Annotated in this window: 18 protein-coding genes; 14 read left to right on the forward strand and 4 right to left on the reverse strand. The window is 48.0% G+C overall.

Going from position 1 to position 18704, the window contains the following annotated elements:
- Positions 1-2: 2 nt before the first annotated feature.
- The 11 genes from typA (at position 3) to RW114_RS05015 (ending at position 10229) form a co-directional block, all read left to right on the forward strand.
- Positions 3-1814 (forward strand): translational GTPase TypA, encoded by a 1812-nt coding sequence (typA, locus tag RW114_RS04965; RefSeq protein WP_340121613.1) that lies wholly within the window; start codon positions 3-5, stop codon positions 1812-1814.
- Between the two features lie 348 nt (positions 1815-2162).
- On the forward strand, positions 2163-2606 hold the full coding sequence (locus tag RW114_RS04970) for a DEAD/DEAH box helicase (RefSeq protein ID WP_340121614.1): 444 nt from the start codon (positions 2163-2165) through the stop codon (positions 2604-2606).
- 338 nt (positions 2607-2944) lie between these two features.
- Positions 2945-3094 (forward strand): NAD-binding protein, encoded by a 150-nt coding sequence (locus RW114_RS04975; RefSeq protein WP_340121615.1) that lies wholly within the window; start codon positions 2945-2947, stop codon positions 3092-3094.
- Positions 3095-3201: 107 nt separating this feature from the next.
- A complete protein-coding gene (locus RW114_RS04980; RefSeq protein ID WP_340121616.1) occupies positions 3202-3423 on the forward strand; it encodes a hypothetical protein in 222 nt (73 codons plus the stop codon).
- 33 nt (positions 3424-3456) lie between these two features.
- A complete protein-coding gene (locus RW114_RS04985; protein WP_340121617.1) occupies positions 3457-4185 on the forward strand; it encodes a DUF1538 family protein in 729 nt (242 codons plus the stop codon).
- Positions 4182-4961, forward strand: a complete 780-nt coding sequence (locus tag RW114_RS04990) for a DUF1538 domain-containing protein (protein WP_340121618.1) — start codon at positions 4182-4184, stop codon at positions 4959-4961. Before RW114_RS04985 ends, RW114_RS04990 begins: the two co-directional genes overlap by 4 nt.
- Positions 4962-4969: 8 nt before the next feature.
- On the forward strand, positions 4970-5326 hold the full coding sequence (locus tag RW114_RS04995; RefSeq protein WP_340121619.1) for a P-II family nitrogen regulator: 357 nt from the start codon (positions 4970-4972) through the stop codon (positions 5324-5326).
- The gene (locus RW114_RS05000; RefSeq protein ID WP_340121620.1) at positions 5319-5729 is read left to right on the forward strand and encodes a CBS domain-containing protein; all 411 of its coding nucleotides are present in this window, start codon (positions 5319-5321) and stop codon (positions 5727-5729) included. The genes RW114_RS04995 and RW114_RS05000 overlap by 8 nt, the downstream gene beginning before the upstream one ends.
- A gap of 145 nt (positions 5730-5874) precedes the next feature.
- On the forward strand, positions 5875-6384 hold the full coding sequence (locus tag RW114_RS05005; RefSeq protein ID WP_422614787.1) for a disulfide bond formation protein B: 510 nt from the start codon (positions 5875-5877) through the stop codon (positions 6382-6384).
- Between the two features lie 130 nt (positions 6385-6514).
- Positions 6515-7318, forward strand: a complete 804-nt coding sequence (locus RW114_RS05010; RefSeq protein WP_340121621.1) for a class I SAM-dependent methyltransferase — start codon at positions 6515-6517, stop codon at positions 7316-7318.
- A 682-nt stretch (positions 7319-8000) separates the two neighbouring features.
- Positions 8001-10229: a primosomal protein N' gene (locus tag RW114_RS05015; protein ID WP_340121622.1), complete on the forward strand. Its 2229-nt coding sequence runs from the start codon at positions 8001-8003 to the stop codon at positions 10227-10229.
- A gap of 226 nt (positions 10230-10455) precedes the next feature.
- Here the strand turns inward: RW114_RS05015 and RW114_RS05020 are convergent, their stop codons facing one another.
- Positions 10456-11301 carry an outer membrane protein assembly factor BamD gene (locus RW114_RS05020; protein WP_340121623.1) on the reverse strand — a complete coding sequence of 282 codons (846 nt, stop codon included), beginning with the start codon at positions 11299-11301 and terminating at the stop codon, positions 10456-10458.
- A 121-nt stretch (positions 11302-11422) separates the two neighbouring features.
- Between RW114_RS05020 and rluD the strand changes: the two genes are divergently transcribed.
- From rluD to RW114_RS05035, 3 genes are read left to right on the forward strand one after another with little or no spacing between them, the layout of a single operon-like run.
- Complete coding sequence (gene rluD / locus RW114_RS05025; RefSeq protein WP_340121624.1) at positions 11423-12367, forward strand: 23S rRNA pseudouridine(1911/1915/1917) synthase RluD; 945 nt, start codon at positions 11423-11425, stop codon at positions 12365-12367.
- Entirely contained in the window at positions 12354-13088 is a 735-nt protein-coding gene (pgeF, locus tag RW114_RS05030; protein WP_340121625.1) for a peptidoglycan editing factor PgeF, read from the forward strand. The genes rluD and pgeF overlap by 14 nt, the downstream gene beginning before the upstream one ends.
- 4 nt (positions 13089-13092) lie before the next feature.
- Complete coding sequence (locus RW114_RS05035; protein WP_340121626.1) at positions 13093-13917, forward strand: ZIP family metal transporter; 825 nt, start codon at positions 13093-13095, stop codon at positions 13915-13917.
- 235 nt (positions 13918-14152) lie between these two features.
- Here RW114_RS05035 and mscL read toward each other — a convergent pair whose 3' ends face one another.
- From mscL to RW114_RS05050, 3 genes are all read right to left on the reverse strand, one after another.
- Entirely contained in the window at positions 14153-14560 is a 408-nt protein-coding gene (gene mscL, locus RW114_RS05040; protein WP_340121627.1) for a large-conductance mechanosensitive channel protein MscL, read from the reverse strand.
- Between the two features lie 140 nt (positions 14561-14700).
- Positions 14701-15072: a hypothetical protein gene (locus RW114_RS05045; RefSeq protein WP_340121628.1), complete on the reverse strand. Its 372-nt coding sequence runs from the start codon at positions 15070-15072 to the stop codon at positions 14701-14703.
- A gap of 447 nt (positions 15073-15519) precedes the next feature.
- Positions 15520-18639 (reverse strand): bifunctional diguanylate cyclase/phosphodiesterase, encoded by a 3120-nt coding sequence (locus RW114_RS05050; protein ID WP_340121629.1) that lies wholly within the window; start codon positions 18637-18639, stop codon positions 15520-15522.
- Positions 18640-18704: the final 65 nt, after the last annotated feature.

The raw sequence follows: 18704 nt of genomic DNA on the forward strand, positions 1-18704 counted from the left end.
AAGTGATCGAAAAATTAAGAAACATTGCAATTATTGCCCACGTTGACCACGGTAAAACAACTCTGGTTGATAAATTATTGCAACAGTCCGGCACCTTTGCCGCTCATACTAAAGTGACTGAGCGGATGATGGACTCCAACGATATCGAAAAAGAACGCGGTATCACCATTCTGGCCAAAAACACCGCGCTGGATTGGAACGGCTATCATATCAATATCGTTGACACCCCAGGCCATGCCGACTTTGGCGGCGAAGTGGAACGGGTATTATCGATGGTTGATTCGGTATTGTTGCTGGTTGATGCAGTCGACGGCCCTATGCCGCAAACCCGTTTTGTCACGCAAAAAGCCTTTGCTTTGGGTTTAAAGCCGATTGTCGTTATCAACAAAATTGACCGTCCAGGCGCTCGCCCTGATTGGGTTGTGGATCAAACTTTCGATTTATTCGATCGTCTAGGCGCAACCGATGAACAACTGGATTTTCCTATTGTGTTTGCCTCGGCCATCAATGGTTATGCCGGTTTAGAGCACACGGTTACCGGCGGTGATATGACGCCATTATTTGAGACGATTGTTTCCAAAGTGAGTCCGCCACCGGTCGATATGGATGGTCCGTTCCAAATGCAGGTCTCCAGTCTGGATTACAACACTTACACTGGCGTCATCGGTATTGGTCGTATTCAGCGCGGCAGCATCAAGCCTAATATGCCTCTGGTTATTGTTAATAGAGACGGCGTTGAACGTAAAGGTCGTATGTTGCAGCTTTATGGCTTTCACGGTCTGGATCGCGTTGAAGTTCAGGAAGCGCGTGCGGGCGACATTATTGCTTTTGCCGGCATTGAAAAGCTGGAAATATCGGACACCATCTGCCATCCCGATACTGTAGAAGCCATGACGCCTTTGTCGGTTGATGAGCCAACGGTATCGATGACTTTTCAGGTCAATAACTCACCGTTTGCAGGGAAAGAAGGTAAATTTGTCACGACTCGCCAAATTCGCGACCGCTTAGATAGAGAATTGCAACATAACGTCGCGCTAAAAGTTGAAGATACTGCAGATCCGGATAAATTCCAGGTATCGGGTCGTGGCGAGCTGCATTTATCGGTATTGATTGAAAACATGCGCCGCGAAGGCTTTGAAATGGGCGTATCGCGCCCTGAAGTTATTCTGAAAGAAATTGACGGCAAAAAGTGCGAGCCTTTTGAAATGGTCACCATTGAAGTGGAAGAAATCCACCAGGGTACGATCATGGAAAAACTGGGCGAGCGTAAAGGTGATTTAACCAATATGGTTCCAGACGGCAAGGGCCGTATTCGTCTGGAATACATGATGCCGTCACGCGGCCTGATTGGCTTTCAAACTGAGTTTATGACCGCCACTTCCGGTTCCGGTCTGCTGTACCATGTATTTGACCATTACGGCCCGATGAAACCCGGCGAAGTCGGTAATCGTTCGCGTGGTGTGCTGATTTCAATGGTTGCAGGCAAAGCCGTTACCTATTCACTGCATCCGTTACAAGAACGTGGTGAATTATTTTTGGTCAATGGCGATGAAGTCTACGAAGGCATGTTAGTGGGCTTACATTCACGCACCAATGATTTAACCGTCAACCCCTGCAAACCGAAACAATTAACCAATGTTCGCGCGTCAGGTACCGATGAAAGTTTGGTGTTAGCCAGAATTCAGAAAATGACTCTAGAGCAGGCACTGGAATTTATCTCTGAGGATGAGTTAGTTGAAGTCACGCCAAAATCGATACGCTTACGCAAGAAATACTTAACTGAAAATGAGCGTAAAAGATTCGCTAAGAAATAAGCTAAGGATTTAGTACTCATTGGCTTGCCTGATCGGGCAAGCCAATAGTTAGCCCTGTCTCATAGCTATCTACACCAGTCACATTAGAAAATCCTGGGCTGTTTCTTGCGAAACGGCAAGCTCCATCATGGGGTAGGAATTCAACACTTCCCGCTTACAAAAAAACACCCATAGTCCAGCCAATAACGCGGGATTAGTCAATAACTTACCCACTCCATTTGTCTGCCACTCAACGTAATTAAAAAGGTACGCAAGGCTTTTGAATCCCTATGGCAGTGTTGTGAGTCAGCTTTCTACTCTACCCATTGTTGCTTTTCTACAGTAAGCGCCCAGCCTTACCACTGTTTAATGATCAATGGGACGCGTTACAACAGCAACAGGCTGGAACGTTATTTCGGCTTTACCCATTTCAGGCAGGAACCGCCTGCCGCTGATGGCAGCAGCTTGCAGGAAAACATCGTCAAGGCCAAGATGTGCGGTAAGCCGTTATTTGCGATATTACCGACCGGCGGCAAGTCGTTGTGTTTTCAGTTGCCGGCTTTAGTGCGCTATCAACGGCGCGGCGTTTTAACCATCGTGGTGTCGCCGTTACAGGCGTTGATGAAGGATCAGGTGGATAACTTGCGCAATAAAACCGGCGCGCCCAACGCCGTCGCTTTATCCGGCATGCTGACCGCACCGGAGCGCGGCGAGGTATTGCAGGGTATACAAAACGGCGATATTGCGTTGCTGTATGTGTCGCCGGAGCAGTTGCGCAGTCTGAGCTTTCAAAAAGCCACGGGGATCAGGTAATTTTGAAAAATGCTCAACAAAACAAGGATTCATCTGCTTTCTCCGCAAAAAACATTACTATAAACCCATAGCTTGTTGTTTTTGAATATTTTTATATGCGTTTGTCCTGGGTTAAAGGGCAGGAGGCAACGATCAAGCGTATTGCCGTGTTATCATGTTTTTTGGAAGCGATGTGTCGATTGAATCAGCAGTAATGCAGCATTGTTTTTACAGCAAAAGATGCTGCCGAAGTCGCGCAGGTTGCAGAAAAAGGCTTTGACACTGAAGTCATTGGTTTTCGCAATGATGATGCGCTCAAATCCATTGGCATAGGCGTTAATTAATGTCGGTACCCTTTTTTGTTTTTACCCACGCATTTTGATAATGTATTTTTAACGGTTTCGGCTCGGGCGATTGATAAAAATATTACCATTGTCGCCATTGTTGATGACCCGGAATCCGCTGAAAAATTATTAGCCGCAGGTGCCAATAAAATCATTGATCCTTAGTAATCTGCGGCAGAAAAACTCCACGAGATGTTGACCAAGCCGGATATCACCAACATTCTGAATAACGCTGTTTCTGGTCGGCATGATTTAAACAGGAGCCTTTAGACATGCCTAAAGGCTCCTGTTTAAAAAACGCCAAAACCAGTGACTTGATGATGAATGGAAAGCATAATCTGATTCTCATCGGTGTTGTAGACAGGGAATTGTGTGATCAACGGCATGTTGCGATCGGCGAGAAAGAACCTTGTTTGGATGCGGGAGATGTTCGGGTAGTCATGAGGTCTGCAAGGGAAATTAAATCATTTAGAAGAGAGTTTGAGCGATGCTGAGATTGGCAAAGGCAAGTCAGACAAGGAGATTGAATGTTAAAAAACGCTTTTATTAGACAACTGTTCAACAGTTTTTTAGACTTAGTGCCTATTCTCGCGGTTGTTTTGGTGTTTCAGGTTTTGGTGATCCGACAACCTATTCCCGATGTCGGCAATTTAATCGTCGGTACTCTTTTCGTGGTTCTCGGTCTTACCCTGTTTATTCAGGGGCTTGAGCAAAGCCTGTTCCCGATTGGCGAGTCGATGGCTTATGCCTTTGCCCGGAAAGGCAGTTTATTCTGGCTGCTGCTTTTTTCTTTTTGTTTGGGTTTTGGCACTACGGTGGCGGAACCCGCGCTGATCGCCGTCGCTAAGGAAGCGGCCAATATTGCCGGTAAGGCCAACATTATCGAATCCAGCGAGGAGGCGATCAATAATTATGCGTTGGGACTGCGCTTTACTGTGGCGTTGTCGGTCGGCTTTGCTATTTTGATCGGCGTATTAAGAATTATCCGGGGCTGGCCTTTGTATTACCTGATTATCGGCGGTTATTGCGGAGTCATTGTGATGACTCCTTTTGCGCCGCCTGAAATTATCGGCATCGCTTACGATTCCGGCGGCGTCACCACCTCGACCATTACCGTTCCGCTGGTGACCGCGCTGGGCGTTGGCTTGGCGACCGCCATTAAAGGACGCAATCCGATGACTGACGGCTTTGGACTGATCGCCTTCGCCTCATTGACGCCGATTATTTTTGTGATGGCTTACGGAATGATTATATGATTGATTGGATGAACCAGTTTGCGTTGGTTTTGCTGACGACCTGCCGTGATATTTTGCCGATTGCCGCTGTTATTATCGGTTTTCAGGTATTGGTTATCCGCAAACCGGTGGCGTACCCGAAAAAAATGCTGATCGGTTTTATCTATGTTCTGCTCGGCATTGCGTTTTTTCTGGAAGGCCTGGATATGGCGCTGTTTCCGTTGGGGAAGCTGATGGCAAACCAGCTGACTACGCCGGAGTTTCTGGGCATTGACCCCGCTGAGCAGAACGTGGCCTGGCAAGCGTATTACTGGGTGTATATCTTTGCGGCCAGTATCGGCTTTGCGACCACCTTGGCCGAGCCCTCGTTGCTTGCGGTGGCGATGAAAGCCGAACAGATTTCCGGCGGCACTGTCCGTGCATGGGGCTTGCGCATTGCAGTGTCCTTCGGCGTCGCTTTCGGCATAGCCTTGGGCGCTTATCGAATTGTGACGGGTATGGAGCTTTATTATTTTATTCTCACTGGTTACATCATTGTCATTGTCCAAACCCTGTTTTCGCCTAAACTGATTATTGGTCTGGCCTATGATTCTGGCGGGGTCACCACGTCAACGGTCACCGTGCCGCTGGTGACCGCATTGGGTTTGGGACTGGCCTCTACTGTTCCCGGTCGTAACCCGTTACTGGATGGCTTCGGCTTGATCGCCTTTGCCAGTTTATGTCCCATTATGGCCGTTTTAGGTTATGCGCAAATCGCACAGTGGCTTAACAAACGCAGTCTTTCATCCAAACCCTGAGGAAAACTATGCATTTCAAATTAATTATCGCCTTTGTCGAAGATGACAAAACCGACCTGGTGCTTGATACCGCACGCGAGAACGGCGCTAAAGGTGCAACCGTTGTTAGCAATGCGCGCGGCGAAGGCATGAAACAATCGAAAACTTTTTTCGGCCTGACGCTGGAGACCCAGCGTGATGTACTGCTGTTCTTGGTTGAAGAGCATCTGAGCCGGCACATTCTGGAAACCATCGCCAAGGTTGGGCAATTCGACAGCAAACCCGGTACCGGCATCGCCATTCAAATTGATGTTGAAGATGCCGTCGGTGTCATGCATCAGGTTGAACAATTAACCCAGGAACTTGAGGATAAAAAATATGATTGAGCCACGTATTATCATTCGCGTCAGGGATGTAATGAAAACCGACTTCGGCACCATAGACGGCATTTCGACCATAGACGATGCGCTGAAAAAGATGAAAAAGCTTAAAACCTCGGTGCTTATTGTCAATAAGCGCCATGACGACGATGAATACGGCATGATCAATTGCGGCGATATTGCCCGTCATGTGCTGGCCAAAGATCGGGCGCCGGATCGGGTCAACGTTTACGAAGTGATGAGCAAACCGGTGATCTCGGTGCAGCCTGATATGGATATCCGCTATTGTTCGCGCTTGTTTGCCAACTACAATCTGGTCAGGGCGCCGGTCATTGAAAATAACAAGGTCATCGGTATGGTCAGCCCGAATTCGCTGGTGCTGGATGGGATGTATAGGACGTTTAAATAAAATTAAAGTGAAGGGCGAATAGACAGCCCAAACTTTATAGTTAGGGTTGCCTATTCGCGCCCACAATAAACCAAATCCTTAGCTTAATGGTAGTGACGCAGCGCGTGGAATAGTTACAATAAACTTTTTTAAAAGGCAGTTGGTTATGTTGGAATTGTTAAGATTTAATTCGAAAATTTGGTTCTTTTTAGGTTTCGTCGGTTGTGTTTTTCTGCTGTCGATGGGCGCTTATTTCCAGTTTGTCGGCGGTCTGGATCCTTGTCCGTTGTGCATTTCCCAGCGCATCGCCATTTTGCTGACCGGTCTGGTTTTTTTAAGCGCCGCCATTCATAATCCGGGGCGGACCGGAGTGACCGCTTATGCTATTTCAGGCGCGGTAACGGCTTTGTGCGGTGCGGCGATTTCAATCCGGCATGTCTGGATACAGCATTTGCCGCCCGATAAGGTGCCGGAATGCGGCCCCGGCCTGGAATACGTGCTGCAAAATTTCCCGTTGTTTGAAACGGTCAAGTTAATGCTCAGTGGTACCGGGGATTGTGCCAAAGTGGATTGGACGCTGTTGGGTTTCAGTATGCCTGCCTGGACGTTACTGGCCTTTTTAATGCTGGCAAGCTTAAGCCTGCTGCAAATTTGGAATGACAAACAGGCGGGATAATAGAGTGTTTATAAGGTATGAGTTTTTGCTATGAATAGGTCAAACAGGTAAATGAAGAAACTAACATCGGGAGCGTTGCTATCGGCGCGAATTATCTCGCTTACAAAAATTACTCATTGGAATAAATAGCATGAAGAATATTTTATTGGCGTTGTTGCTGGCAAGCAGTTTTTCATCGGCGCAGGCGGTAGAAAAATCGGGCTCATTGCATCAGGTGATTAACGGGAAACGCTCTGTAGCTCATAAACAGCGAGATAAATATCGCCATCCGCAGCAAACCTTGGAATTTTTCGATGTGAAGGACAATATGACAGTCGTCGAAGTCTGGCCCGGCGAAGGTTGGTACACGGAAATTCTTGCGCCTTATCTAAAAAATCACGGCAAACTGTATGCAGCGCATTTTTCAGCCGATGCCGACGAACCTTATTTTAAAAAGAACCTGCATGAATTTGTTAATAAGGTAAAAAAGCAGCCGAAAGTTTATGGCAAAGTTGAGTTAAGCGTATTACAGCCGCCTAAGTTTTTGCAGATAGCTCCCGATGGCTCGGCCGACAGGGTTTTAACGTTTCGTAATGTGCATAACTGGATGAAAAACGATCAGGCCGCAGCGGTATTTAATGCGATGTACAAGGCATTAAAGCCCGGTGGGATTTTAGGCGTCGTGGAGCATAGAAATTCAACGTTAAAACAGCAGGATACCAAGGCCGAATCCGGCTACGTCACCGAGGACTATGTGATTGCGCTGGCAAGAAATGCGGGCTTTGAGTTTCTGGATAAATCCGAAATCAATGCCAATAGTAAGGACACCAAGGACTATTCGGAAGGCGTCTGGACTTTGCCCCCTGCTTTAAGGCTCAAGGATAAGGATAGAAAAAAATATTTGGCTATCGGCGAAAGCGATAGGATGACGATTAAGTTTATCAAACCGCAATAAAATTTAAACTACTCAGAGGTGGCGAAAAATTCGTTTTCAGCCTAGATCTAAGAAATAACCACGAAGAGCACGAAGTTTTTAATGCATTGAATTAATGCTGCTATTTTCTCCGTGTCTTTCGTGTTCTCTGTGGTAAATAATTTTTTCAGCTCGAGATGGATAATACTTTCACAGTCTCTGAGCAGTAGAGACTGTGAAAGTATTCGAATATAGAAGAAATAACCATGAAGTACATGAAGAGCATGAAGATTTAATGCATTGATTGATTTAGCCTTTTCTTCATGTTCTTCATGAGCTTCATGGTTAATATTACTTTTTATGCCGTATTTATTCATTCTTTCACAGTCTCAGTAGCTTGGTGTGCCAAGGTGTTGGATTGCGAAAAGAAGCCGCCCAACTTGGCGCGGCTAATCCACAATGTGGATTTACGGTAAGTCAAGTTAAAATAGAGTCGATAGAGCTGTTGATATTTTTTATATAAAAATAATAAGCAGTTGAAAGTAAAGGAAAATTAATTAATGTGTAAAAATAACTCAATGTAACAAAAGTGTAATAAAAACCGCCAGTAAGCGTTGTTAAAAACCACTTGTCCACAAAGTTATCCACAGCTTCTGTGGCTAACTCAAATTGTTGAATACGTATAATCACTTAGTCTTAAAATATCAAAAATAATTCAAATATAATGGCTAAGTTGCAAAGTGGGAGCGAGTTGATTTTCAGGGTTGCTATTGCATTGCCTGTTTATCGATTATTCGATTATCTGGCACCAGATAATATCGAGATGACGGCTATCAAACCGGGTATTCGTCTGGAAGTGCCTTTTGGCAACGCTAAAAAAATCGCCTTTCTGGTCGAGTGCGCTCAGCATAGCGATATAGCCATCGGTAAATTAAAACGCGTCGAACGAATTCTGGACGAAAAGCCACTGTTATCAACAAAAGACTTGGCTTTGCTGCATTGGGCCAGTCGTTATTACCATCATCCGTTGGGCGAAGTTTTCAGCGCTGCATTTCCTGTGGCGCTACGCCAAGGCAAATCGGCGGTTATTCAAACAGAAAAACGCTATGCCTTGACCGAGCTTGGTAAGGCGCTTGCTGGCGAGCAGTTGAAGCGATCGCCCAAACAAAAAAGCGTACTGGAAAAGTTTCAAGCCCACCCCCACAGCTTGTCCGAAGCGGAGCTTTCCGCATGGAATCAAAACTGGCGCAGCGCTGTAAAGCAGCTGATGGGCAAGCAGTTACTACAGCTTGCCGCAGCAGAGTTCGGGATTGATAGCCGGGAGCCGATCATCAGGAATGGTGCTCTGCACTGTAATCCGCAGCAGCAAGCGGCGATAGATGTGGTCTGCGGCAGTCTGGGACAGTTTGGCGTTTTCTTACTGGAGGGAGTGACCGGCAGCGGCAAAACCGAAGTGTATATGCAGATTATCCGTACCGTGTTGGAACGGGGGCAGCAGGTTTTGGTGTTGTTGCCGGAAATCACCCTGACGCCCCAGCTTGAAGACCGGTTCCGGCAGCGCTTTACCGTCAGCATTGCCATTTCCCATTCCAAATTGACCGACCGGCAGCGGGCTGTCGCTTGGCTTAACATGCAGCGGGGTGAATGTTCGATTTTGTTGGGCACCCGGTCTGCGCTGTTTACGCCGCTAAAAAATCCCGGCCTGATTATTCTCGATGAAGAGCATGATGCCTCGTTCAAGCAACAGGAAGGTTTTCGTTTTTCGGCCCGCGATGTGGCGGTGGTGCGCGGCAAGCTGTTAAATATTCCGGTATTGCTGGGTTCGGCAACGCCTGCGTTGGAAAGTCTGCATAATGTCGATAATAAACGTTACCGCTTGCTGCATCTGCCGGAAAGGGCAGGGAATGCCACAGCGCCGGTGTTGCAGCTATTGGACATCAGAAACAAGAGGATGCAGGAAGGTCTATCCGAAGCGCTGGTTGCCGAGATGCGTAAAACCCTGGCAAAGAACGAACAGGTCCTGTTATTTCTAAACCGGCGAGGTTTTGCGCCCACCTTGATCTGTCATGGTTGTGGCTGGGTTGCACGTTGTCGGCGCTGCGACGCCAATCTGGTGATTCATCAGGATGAAGGGACGTTGCGTTGTCATCATTGCGGACAGGAGCAGCGGTTGATCAGGGAGTGTCCTGCCTGTAAGACAGGGGAGTTGACGCCGTTGGGATTGGGTACCGAGCGCGTGGAAAAAGTGCTGGCGGAATTATTTGCCGATAAAACGATTGTTCGCCTGGATCGCGATTCCACTCAGCGCAAAGGCGCATTGGAAAATTATTTGCAGCGAATCAATCAGGGTGAAGTAGATATTATTCTGGGTACGCAAATGCTGGCGAAGGGCCATCATTTTCCCAATGTGACCTTGGTGGCGATACTGGATGTGGACAGCGGTCTATTTAGCATTGATTTTCATGCGCCCGAGAAACTGGCGCAAATGATCGTCCAGGTCTCAGGTCGTGCCGGTCGTGCGGAAAAACCCGGAAGAGTCATCATGCAAACCCGGCAGCCGGAGCATCCTCTATTAACAACGCTGATCTCTCAGGGTTACAGCTGTTTTGCCAGAACCGCGTTGGCGGAGCGCAAGGATGCGTCATTGCCGCCGTTCAGTTATCAGGCCTTATTAAGAGTGCAGGCCGCAGATGCCGAGATGCCGAAGCTGTTTCTGAATGCGGTTGTAAAGTTGGCGCAGGAGCACAGCAAGGGACATACCCATATTTTGGGGCCGGTTGCGGCTCCGATGGCCAGGCGTGCGGGGCTTTATCGCTATCAGTTGCTGTTTCAGAGCAGCAAGCGACCGGAGTTACATGCGTTGCTCAATGTGCTGATGCCGAAAATTGAAAAACTTAAGCAGGCAAACAAAGTACGCTGGTCGCTGGATGTCGACCCGGTGGATTTGTATTGAGCTTGCGTTGCTCTTTGTCCACGAAAAACACGAAAGGCACGAAAAAAAGATTGAAAAATTGGGGTAGCGTAGGTTGCGCGATTCGGAAAGCACTTTCTGTTTTAATGGGAACAGTAGTTAAGCATTTCTAATCCAGTTCGCTGAGCCCCTTCGTCCACGCTCAGGAGAGCTGGATTTTTTTGAGGGTTAGGGTAAAGCCTTTTCGTGATTTTCGTGGACAGCTCTACTACTTTTCCAAGCCGATAAAATCCCAAACCTTATGCGAAAATGTTGCGTCTTTATGTTCAGGCACCGGCGGGCCATTCGGATAGTTTAGCTCATAGACCCGGGCAGTATCTTTGGCAAGATCCGGCAGTTCAAGTTTAGTGTACGCCTCCTGCATGATTTGCAAGGCATAAGGGACTGCCGGCGTGCGCTGGTATTTGTCAACGACGGTAGACGCCCTGTTGATGGCGGCAATATACGCCTTGCGCTTCATGTAAAAACGGGCGACGTGGACTTCATACATCGCCAGATTGTTTTTAAGCGCAATCATGCGTAGCTGGGCATCGGCTACATATTTGCTGTTTGGGAATCTGCGCTGCAGTTCGGAAAAATTGTCATAAGCATCACGCGCTGTCCCAGGGTCGCGTTGCGAAGTATCGGTGGGCAGGAAGCGATCGATAAAGCCAATGCCGCGATTGTAATTAGCCAGGCCTTTTAAATAGTAAGCATAATCGACGCTGGAGCTGCGTGGGTTGATTTTGATAAAACGGTCTGCGGCGGCGATTGCGGCCTCAGGATCACTATTTTTATAATAAGCGTAAGCAATATCCAGCTGGGTTTGAGCGGATTCATCGCCGAATGGATAGCGCGTTTCAAGCGCTTCGTAGAGCTTGATGGCTTTGTCATAATTGCCGCTATCCAGCGCCGTCTTGGCCTGGTCGCGGAATTTTTCGGCATTCCAGCCGGCGTATTCGTCTTCGGTTTCGGAATCACTGCTGCCGAGGCCGAGGCTTTTAAGCGTCTCACAACCTTGAAGAGACAGGCCTAAACAACAGATAAATAAAAATTTAATTAAAATTAATCGCATAGTGTTAACGACACGTTGTAATATTGTGGGTTTTCTCGCTGGAAATAACTGCGATACTTGAAAATGGCTGGAAGTGTCCCGCGAGTATAACTTAACAATGGGTTAATCAGAAGAACTTGTTATGACAAGATTGACGGAAGAAGTGCCATTTGAAATGGCTGGTATGCGCTTAGATCAGGTGCTGGCGGAACTATTTGCCGATTATTCACGCAGCAAACTGCAAACTTGGGTTAAAGCCGGTCGGGTGCAGGTCAATGGACTGACACTCAAGGCAAAAGACAAACTGGTTGGAGGAGAAACGATAGAACTGGATGCCGAGGCGGAAATAGTGATAACCGCTGCACCGGAACCAATTCCATTGGAAATTGTTTTTGAAGATGACAGTCTGCTCATTGTCAATAAACCGGCAGGCTTGGTGGTACATCCTGCGGTGGGAAACTGGAACGGTACGCTGTTAAATGCCCTGCTGAATCATGATGCGCATCTGGAAACCTTGCCCAGGGGCGGTATCGTGCACAGGATTGATAAGGACACCACCGGGCTGTTGATGATTGCAAAAACCTTGCAAGCCCATAACAGTCTGACGCAGCAGCTACAGGACAGGACAATTACGCGAGAATATCAGGCGATTACCCGAGGCCGTATGACCGCCGGAGGTACGGTGGATGAGCCGATCGGCAGGGATCCTGCCGATCGCAAACGCTATACGGTCAGGGAGAATGGCAAGCATGCCGTGACCCATTACCGGGTCGGTCAGCGTTTTACTCGCCATACGCTGGTTCAGGTTAAGCTGGAAACCGGTCGTACCCATCAGATCCGGGTTCATATGGCGTATATCCGTTTTCCGTTGCTGGGTGATCAGGTTTACGGCGGGCGCTTTCAAATGCCGCCGGATTGCAGTGAACAGCTGGAAAAAGAATTGCGCAGCTTCAAGCGGCAGGCCTTGCATGCGGCAAAATTGGGTTTACAGCATCCCGTTACCGATGAATATGTCGAGTGGGAGCAACCGTTGCCCGAGGATATGACCCGACTGCTGGACGCCTTGGCGAAAAATGAGCGGGATTAAGCACTGGCTGACCCCTGATTGGCCTGCGCCGGCAAATATTCACGCGGCGACTACCTTGCGTGTCGGCGGGGTGAGTGGCGGCGTATACGGTAGCCTTAATCCGGCCATGCATGTGGGCGATGATGCTGATCTTGTCACGCAAAACCGGCAGATTATTAAGGGCTTGTTGGGATTGCCTGGCGATCCGGTTTGGCTGGATCAAATCCACAGTCATCGGGCAGTGCAGGCGGTAACATCCGAACCCTTGCAACAAGCCGATGCCAGTTATACCTCCGAGTCCGGAATTGTCTGTGCGGTGATGACGGCGGACTGTTTGCCGTTGTTGGTTTGTTCGACTGACGGAAGCCAAGTGGCCGCCATTCATGCAGGGTGGCGCGGCTTGCTGACAGGAGTGATTAGCAATACTGTCAGTGCAATGCAACAGAGCGATTTACTGGTTTGGCTGGGCCCTGCAATCGGCCCGGACTGTTTTGAAGTTGGCGCTGAAGTCAGGGATGCTTTTTTGGCAAAATCGGCAGTATTCATTCCGGCTTTTAAACCGCAAAGCAACGGCAAGTGGCTGGCAGATATTTATCAACTGGCCCGAATCGATCTGGGTCTGTTGGGTATAGATAAAGTTTACGGCGGCGGTTTTTGTACGGTCACCGAACAGGAGCGTTTTTATTCCTATCGTAGGGATAAAGAAACAGGGCGTATGGCTACGCTAATTTGGAGAGCATAAGCTAGTGGATTTATTGCTATTAATTATCATCTTTACAGCGGTTGGCGGCGTATTAAGCGTTATGGCAGCTGCAGTTTTCTTGTTGTTGCCTGATCATCTCAGGAATGCGGTGTTGCCGCACGGAATCAGCTTTGCGATTGGCGCCTTATTGGCGGTCGCTTTTTGGGGGTTAATTCCCGAGGCATTTGAGCAAGTTAAACCTGAGCAGTTTCAAGCCTTATCCGGGACAATTTTAGCGGGCATACTCGGTTTTTTTGTGTTGGAAAAATTACTGATTTGGCGGCATTGCCATTCCGGCAGTTGTGAGGCACATGGCGATGAAGACGATCACGATCACGATCACGGGCATGGTCACAGTCATGGCACGGCTAAGTCAGCCGGCGCGTTGATTATTTTGGGTGACGGTATCCATAATTTTGTCGATGGGGTTTTAATCGCGGCAGCGTTTTTGACCGACGTGCAATTGGGCATAGTCACCAGTCTGGCCGTTGCCGCGCACGAAATTCCGCAGGAAGTGGGTGATTTTGCGATTTTACTGCACAGCGGTTATTCCAAAAAGAAAGCACTTTTTTACAATATGCTCGCCAGTTTAACCACGGTTTTGGGAGGCGTGTTGGCGTATTTCGGGTTGGAAGATTTGCACGATAGTTTGCCGTATTTTCTGGCGTTGGCGGCCTCAAGCTTTATTTATATCGCGGTAGCCGACTTGATCCCGTCATTGCATAAAAAGACCGATATGAAGACATCGTTGCAACAGATCAGCTTGATTGCTATGGGTGTATTGCTGGTCTGCACCTTGCACGGCATTGCACACAATATGGAAGTTTAAGATAAATTGTAGGGTCGACCGGCCGGTCGACCATTGTGTAAAAGGCATGAGTTATTTGCAGCGGTTTCAATGTTGGTTAGCCATCAACATAATATTGTCGCTGGTGTGCAGACTTCGCCTGCTCTGGCAAGCAAAGCTTGCACTCCCAGCGCGCTTATATTTAGACATCAACTGAATTTGAAGACGCTGTAATTTCATTTCGGATGGGGCAACATGCCCCATCCGGCAGAGGTAACTATAATTTTCTGTCTTTGAGTAAATCTCGAATTTCGGTCAATAATAGCTCTTCCTTGGAAGGTTCTGGAACTACTGTGGGAGCCGCAACTTCTTTTTTCTTGAGGCTGTTGAGGAACTTTATGGCCATGAAAATAACGAAGGCAATAATCGTAAAATCAACCATGCTTTGAATAAAATTGCCGTAATTAAGAGTCACGGCAGGCGCGTTTTCAGCGCCTTCTTTTAGGGTATATGCCAGCTTGGTAAAGTCTACGCCGCCGATTAATACGCCAATCGGGGGCATAAACACATCGGCAACCAGGGATGAAATAATTTTGCCGAACGCGGCGCCGACAATGATGCCCACGGCCATGTCTATAGCATTACCCTTGATGGCGAATTCGTTGAATTCCTGTAACATGCCCATAATCGACTCCTTCGTTTTTTGACGGTAACGGCGAGGTGACTTTTGCACTGATTCCCCGGCAGAAAGTCGGGGAATAAGCGGCTGGACAGCTCAGGTTTTTCCTGCCTTGAAAGTGATAACTTAAGTGTTATCCACTCCGGTTATTTTTTAAGTTCTTGTTTCTTTTGTTGATGCTGTTCCATCTTTTGTTGGCGGTGCTCCATCATTTGAGCGTGGTGCGCTTTCATGAGCTCCAATTGCTGATTTTTTAACGCTTCTTTTTTGGTGGCGTCTTTTTCTGACAAAATCTGATTTGAGAGGTCATGCATCATCAACATGTGTTCCTGCATGGAGCGCATATTTTCATTTTTTTGTTCTTCGGTCATGCCGCTCATCATGCCCATTTCCATTCCTTGATGCATGCCCATTTCTTTCATTGGCATATCGGCTTTTTTCGGATCTGCGGCGGAACTCATCATGCTTATGGGCAGCAACAGTAATAGCACAGCAGTTGATTTATAGAGATGTTTCATCGGGATCACCTTGGTTAGATTGATGGGGGTTAAGGGTTAATTGTATGTACAATCAACGTTCTGAAAAAATAAAAAGATTGTTATTGATGGAAGAATAACAGCTGCCATTCTAGGTGTATTTGGTGATATTTCAATAGGTTAAAATACCTAGTGATGCTGATGCGTAACCATGTCTCATTGATCCTTTATCCAGTTTATAGCTTGTTTTTATTACCATGAAGGACATGAAGATAATGAAGGAAAGAGAATTTGGCGATTTGTCGAATAAGGATTTCTAAGCAATTTTACTGTAAAGCTATTAAAGCAAGGACTAAAAAGTGTTGTTTGATAAAATCATCTCTATAGAAAACGCAGGAAGTTAATACGGTAAATTCTTCAAGCCTTTCATGGTAAAAACAAATGACATTCCCTGAAATCAACACCCTGCCGTTCCAATTCGGCTACGCACTACGATAACGGTGATTCCGTCTGTCCAGCCAACAGACTCTGCTTGAATTGTTCCGCAGGAACCGGTCTGCCAAACAGATACCCTTGAAATGCCAGGCATCCGTAATTTGTCAGATGTTCGCGTTGAATCTCCGTTTCTACGCCTTCGGCAATAATATTAAGGTCAAGATTTTTTCCCAGTGCCAGAATGGTTCGGATGATAGCTGAATCATGGTTGTTAACGGTCATATTCTTGACGAATGATTGGTCTATTTTCAGCTGCGCCAAGGGTAATTTTTGCAGATAAGACAGCGAGGAGTAACCGGTACCGAAATCATCCATCGAAAAACTGACTCCCAGGTCCCTGACAGCATGCATTTTAGCAATGGTGTCTTCGACATTATCCAGAATGACGGACTCGGTAATTTCCAATTTGAGCAGGGCAGGGTTAGCGCCGCTTTCTAGTAGTATTGTACGCACTTGCTCTACAAAATCAGGCTGATTGAGTTGTCGACCGCTGATATTGACTGCCAACTTCAGTTCGCAGGTTTCCGGGTAGTGAGTCCAGTCAACTAAGGTTTTGCAGCCTTGTCTCAATATCCACTGACCGATAGGCAGAATCAGGCCGGTTTCTTCGGCAAGCGGAATGAATTCGGCAGGAGAAATCATGCCGCGCTCGGCCTGATTCCAGCGTAGCAAGGCTTCCGCACCAACCGGCTGTCCAGATGCGTCGACCTGTACCTGATAATGTAAGCTCAATTCGTTGCGGTCCAGCGCATTGCGTAAATCGGTTTCCAAAGCTGCCCGTAAATTTAAAGCCTCTTGCATTTCAGGGGCAAAAGCACGTATCACATTCCGCCCCGCTTGTTTGGCCTGATACATGGCTAGGTCGGCACGTTTAAGCAGTTCTTCGCTGCTGACTTCGTGGGCAAAGAACAGCACAAAACCGATACTGCCCGTGGAATAGTGTACGACAACAGGCTGGTGCTTATTGTCGACTGCCAGGGATGGCGGAAGTGTCGCAGTCGGTAGGGAACCGACGCGATCGACTGCCAGGGATGGCGGCCGCGACTGCTCCCGGCAGTCTTCGGCATTTCCTCCATCCGTGGAGGTCAGAAGTGTCGCAGTCGGTACGACTGCAGGGATGCAGGAGGTAGAGCAACGCATGGAGCGGTTGCCGAGGGAACCGACGCGATCGAGATTGTTTTTCAGTAGATAGAATTCAGCTAAATTACTGCGAATTTTTTCGGCAACTGCGTGGGCCTGGATGGCCGCCTCAATCTCCTGTTCATCGAGAAACTCCAGCATGATCACAAACTCATCACCGCCAAGGCGGGCTACGGTGTCGACTTCCCGGACACAGTTTTGCAAGCGTTGCCCTACTTCAATCAGCAATTGATCGCCCCGGTCATGTCCGAGCGTATCGTTAAGCGTTTTAAAATTATCAAGGTCAAGGAACATTAACGCGCCGTGAGTCTTGTTACGATGGCTGGCGTTGAGCGCCAGATCGAGCCGATCAAACAGTAAGGTGCGGTTAGGGAGTTTAGTCAGGGAATCGTAGTAAGCCAGGTCTCTGATGCGTTGTTCATCAGCCTTGCGTTGGCTGATGTCGGTGAAGGTGCCGACATAATTGGTAATCAGGCCTTCAGGGTTAGAAATAGCGGTTATGCACAGCCATTCAGGATAGATTTCACCATTTTTTCTTTTATTCCAGATTTCGCCTTGCCAGTATTTATTATGATTGATACTTGCCCACATGGCTGTATAGAATTCACTATCGTGCCGACCGGATTTGAGTATGCCGGTCGATTTACCGATAACTTCATTAGCACTGTAACCGGTTAGTGCGGTAAACGACTTGTTGACGCGTAAGATATTATTGTTGGCATCGGTGACCAGTATGCCTTCCTGGGATTCAAACGCTGCCGCGGCAATGCGCAGCTCGTGCTCGGCTTTGAGTCGCCGCTTTTCGCTGTCGAAATTATCCAGCGCATAGGAAAGATCGTCAGTCAGTCCGCGCATCAGGGCAATCAGGTCGGGAGTAAAGTAGTTCTGTTCATCTGAGTAGACGGCAATAGCTCCAATACAGCGGCCGTCGCGCATCAACGGGAATGCGGCGGCCGCGTTAATGTTTTCTGCAGCGGCTGCGGGTTGCCAGGGCAGGGTATTGGATTCATTAAGAAAGTTGTTGAAAATTTTCGGCACACCTTCCCGGATTGTCATTCCCATCGGTCCGCGCCCTTCAGGTAATGTTTCCTCCGCCGAAACTTTGATATTGCGAAGGTAGATAGAATCGGAATGACTACTGGCTACTTTACGCACCCAGCCATCCGGATCGGTCATGCCTACCCAGACCAGCTTAAAGGCGACATGATTGGCTATAATCCGGCATACCTGGTTCAGTAGCTTTATCTCGTCCGATTCGCGCACAATAATGTCGGCGCTCTCGGTCCACGCCGCGTACAGCTGGTTGATTCGCTCTCGTTGCCGTTCGGAATTGGACAGTGCATCCAGCATTTGATTAAATTCCTGTGCCAGTATGCCAACCTCATCATCGCCGGAAAGATGCGCACGTACCTCAAGGTTTCCTCCCTCGACCTCGGCGGCTACCCGCATCAGGTGATGCAATCGTCTTGTGAGTTTTCTCGCTAATAATATTGCGGCAATCCATACGGTCAGCGCCGCAAACACGATAAAATTGATGCCCATGACCACAACGGAACGAAGATTGGCATTGACCCCGTTCATGGTCATTTCCATCCGCGCCCATCCCACATGGCGCAGTCCGGCCATCACCGGTGTTGCAACATCAATTTGATGGGTATTGGCAAGCAGCACTTGAGTTGTTGGCGGGGAACTTAACAGCTTTTGACTTTGCGCGTCGGTAACGAACAGCCCGGCTTCGTCAGGCCGTGTGGAACTCAGTACTTCGCCGTTCAACGATAGGACATATGCCCGTTCGATATCGGGCAAGCCGACAAAGCCCTGTAATACTTCCTTTAGTCCGGCAATATCATTGGCTAATACCCATGATGTGCTGCTGCTGGCCAGCGACATAGTGAGCGATTTACTTTGCTGCAATGCGGCGCTATAAAGAAAATTGCGTTGTCGGTCATATAAAAGGCCGGCAAGTCCTACCATTATGATCAGTGCAACACTGCCAAAAGACCATGCTAATTGACGCCGAATGGAGCCGCTAAAAAAAG

The organism is Methylobacter svalbardensis (genome assembly GCF_037671525.1).
GTDB lineage: Bacteria > Pseudomonadota > Gammaproteobacteria > Methylococcales > Methylomonadaceae > Methylobacter_A > Methylobacter_A svalbardensis.

Excerpts from the sequence above, each read along its gene's own strand:
- RW114_RS04970 (WP_340121614.1), top strand. The coding sequence starts at position 2,163 with ATGATCAATGGGACGCGTTACAACAGCAACAGGCTGGAACGTTATTTC.
- RW114_RS04980 (WP_340121616.1), top strand. The coding sequence starts at position 3,202 with ATGCCTAAAGGCTCCTGTTTAAAAAACGCCAAAACCAGTGACTTGATG.
- RW114_RS04985 (WP_340121617.1), top strand. The coding sequence starts at position 3,457 with ATGTTAAAAAACGCTTTTATTAGACAACTGTTCAACAGTTTTTTAGAC.
- RW114_RS04990 (WP_340121618.1), top strand. The coding sequence starts at position 4,182 with ATGATTGATTGGATGAACCAGTTTGCGTTGGTTTTGCTGACGACCTGC.
- RW114_RS04995 (WP_340121619.1), top strand. The coding sequence starts at position 4,970 with ATGCATTTCAAATTAATTATCGCCTTTGTCGAAGATGACAAAACCGAC.
- RW114_RS05000 (WP_340121620.1), top strand. The coding sequence starts at position 5,319 with ATGATTGAGCCACGTATTATCATTCGCGTCAGGGATGTAATGAAAACC.
- RW114_RS05005 (WP_422614787.1), top strand. The coding sequence starts at position 5,875 with ATGTTGGAATTGTTAAGATTTAATTCGAAAATTTGGTTCTTTTTAGGT.
- RW114_RS05010 (WP_340121621.1), top strand. The coding sequence starts at position 6,515 with ATGAAGAATATTTTATTGGCGTTGTTGCTGGCAAGCAGTTTTTCATCG.
- RW114_RS05015 (WP_340121622.1), top strand. The coding sequence starts at position 8,001 with ATGGCTAAGTTGCAAAGTGGGAGCGAGTTGATTTTCAGGGTTGCTATT.
- RW114_RS05020 (WP_340121623.1), bottom strand. The coding sequence starts at position 11,301 with ATGCGATTAATTTTAATTAAATTTTTATTTATCTGTTGTTTAGGCCTG.
- rluD (WP_340121624.1), top strand. The coding sequence starts at position 11,423 with ATGACAAGATTGACGGAAGAAGTGCCATTTGAAATGGCTGGTATGCGC.
- pgeF (WP_340121625.1), top strand. The coding sequence starts at position 12,354 with ATGAGCGGGATTAAGCACTGGCTGACCCCTGATTGGCCTGCGCCGGCA.
- mscL (WP_340121627.1), bottom strand. The coding sequence starts at position 14,560 with ATGGGCATGTTACAGGAATTCAACGAATTCGCCATCAAGGGTAATGCT.
- RW114_RS05045 (WP_340121628.1), bottom strand. The coding sequence starts at position 15,072 with ATGAAACATCTCTATAAATCAACTGCTGTGCTATTACTGTTGCTGCCC.
- RW114_RS05050 (WP_340121629.1), bottom strand. The coding sequence starts at position 18,639 with ATGGTAGGACTTGCCGGCCTTTTATATGACCGACAACGCAATTTTCTT.